Genomic DNA, 2500 nt, shown 5'->3' on the forward strand with positions numbered 1-2500 from the left:
TGGTTGCGGGGGCAGGATTTGAACCTGCGGCCTTCAGGTTATGAGCCTGACGAGCTACCGGGCTGCTCCACCCCGCGGTGGTATATGTGATGTTGGTGTGGGGGTTTTTGTGAGTGGGCTAGGGGACCTGGCGGCGACCGACTTTTCCGCACCTTGAGGTGCAGTATCATAGGCGCTGAGGGATTTCACGGCCGAGTTCGGGAAGGGATCGGGTGTAGGGCCCTCGCAATGGCCACCAGGTCTTCTAGCCCACCCAGTCTTTTTGAGAGTGGGCGGAGGTTGGTGTTTATTGAGTGTGGCTGATTTCTGTGCATGTGTCTGATGTGAGAAGTATGAGCGATTAGGACCGGTTAGCTGCATGCATTACTGCACTTTCACACCCGGCCTATCAACGTGATGGTCTGTCACGGCTCTATGAGACCTCGTTTTGAGGTGGGTTTCCCGCTTAGATGCTTTCAGCGGTTATCCCGTCCATACTTAGCTACCCGGCTGTGCCACTGGCGTGACAACCGGTGCACCAGAGGTATGTTCATCCCGGTCCTCTCGTACTAGGGACAAATCCTCTCAAGTCTCTTACACCCACGGCAGATAGGGACCGAACTGTCTCACGACGTTCTAAACCCAGCTCACGTACCACTTTAATCGGCGAACAGCCGAACCCTTGGGACCTGCTCCAGCCCCAGGATGTGATGAGCCGACATCGAGGTGCCAAACCTCCCCGTCGATGTGGACTCTTGGGGGAGATCAGCCTGTTATCCCTAGAGTACCTTTTATCCGTTGAGCGATGGCCCGTCCACGTGGGACCACCGGATCACTATGGCCGACTTTCGTCTCTGCTCGAACTGTCATTCTCGCAGTCAGGCGGGCTTATGCCATTGCACTCGACAGCCGGTTTCCGACCGGCCTGAGCCCACCATCGCGCGCCTCCGTTACACTTTGGGAGGCGACCGCCCCAGTCAAACTGCCCACCATGCAGGGTCCCGGACCAGGCTTACTGGTCTCGGTTAGACATCAGAAAAATTCAGGGTCGTATTTCAAGGGTGGCTCCACCGGTGCTGGCGCCCCGGCTTCAAAGCCTCCGACCTATCCTACACAGGATTTTCCTGATGCCACTGCAAAGCTGCAGTAAAGGTTCATAGGGTCTTTCCGTCTGACCGCGGGTACCCCGCATCTTCACGGGGAATTCAATTTCGCTGAGTCGATGCTGGAGACAGTGGGGAAGTCGTTACGCCATTCGTGCAGGTCGGAACTTACCCGACAAGGAATTTCGCTACCTTAGGACCGTTATAGTTACGGCCGCCGTTTACCGGGGCTTCAATTCAATGCTTGCACATCTCCTCTTAACCTTCCGGCACCGGGCAGGCGTCAGGCCCTATACGTCATCTCACGATTTCGCAGAGCCCTGTGTTTTTACTAAACAGTCGCTACCCCCTGGTCTGTGCCACCCAACCATGGTTGCCCACGATTGGGTCTCGTTTATCCCGAAGTTACACGAGCAATTTGCCTAGTTCCTTCAGCATCGTTCTCTCAAGCGCCTTGGTATTCTCTACCAGTCCACCTGTGTCGGTTTCGGGTACGGTCTATACGCCAGAGCTATTTCCTGGAATGGTCGAAAAGCCTGTTCAATCCGATAAGGACAGACAACATTTCTCATTCGTCACTTCTGGCAGGCCTAGGAATATTCACCTAGTTCCCATCGACTACGGCTCTCGCCCTCGCCTTAGGGGCCGGCTCACCCTGCGTGGATTAACCTTGCGCAGGAACCCTTGGACTTTCGGCGACAGTGTTTCTCGCACTGTTTGTCGCTACTCATGTCAGCATTCGCACTTCCGATATCTCCAGAGGGGGTCACCCCGCCTCCTTCGCAGACTTACGGAACGCTCCGCTACCGCGCATTCATAAGAATGCACCCACAGCTTCGGCACGTGGCTTGAGCCCCGTTACATTTTCGGCGCAGGGTTTCTAATAGACCAGTGAGCTATTACGCTTTCTTTAAAGGATGGCTGCTTCTAAGCCAACCTCCTGGTTGTTTTGGAATCCCCACATCCTTTCCCACTTAGCCACGATTTAGGGGCCTTAGCTGGTGGTCTGGGCTGTTTCCCTCTCGACAATGGACCTTAGCACCCACTGTCTGTCTGCCGGGCTATACTCCTGGGTATTCGGAGTTTGGTTAGGTTTGGTAAGGCTTTGGGCCCCCCTAGCCCATCCAGTGCTCTACCCCCCAGGGTAAACACCCGACGATCTACCTCAATAGATTTCGCGGAGAACCAGCTATCTCCGAGTTTGATTGGCCTTTCACCCCTAGCCACAGCTCATCCCCGACTTTTTCAACAGGCGTGGGTTCGGCCCTCCAGTGCGTGTTACCGCACCTTCAGCCTGGCCATGGCTAGATCACTCGGTTTCGGGTCTTCTGCCAGCAACTCATTCGCCCTATTCAGACTCGCTTTCGCTACGCCTACACCTAACGGCTTAAGCTCGCTGCAAACAGAAACTCGCTGAC

At 55.3% G+C, this 2500-nt stretch carries 1 tRNA gene and 2 rRNA genes (1 of these 3 cut by a window edge); all 3 read right to left on the reverse strand.

Features of this window, described 5'->3' with window-relative positions:
• Nucleotides 1-77, reverse strand: a tRNA-Met gene (locus KP705_RS15040).
• Nucleotides 78-125: 48 nt separating this feature from the next.
• Nucleotides 126-240, reverse strand: a 5S ribosomal RNA gene (gene rrf / locus KP705_RS15045).
• Between the two features lie 80 nt (nucleotides 241-320).
• A 23S ribosomal RNA gene (locus KP705_RS15050) occupies nucleotides 321-2500 on the reverse strand; it runs 557 nt beyond the window's last position.

This window comes from Gluconobacter sp. P1D12_c, from assembly GCF_018812105.1.
GTDB classification, from domain to species: domain Bacteria; phylum Pseudomonadota; class Alphaproteobacteria; order Acetobacterales; family Acetobacteraceae; genus Gluconobacter; species Gluconobacter oxydans_A.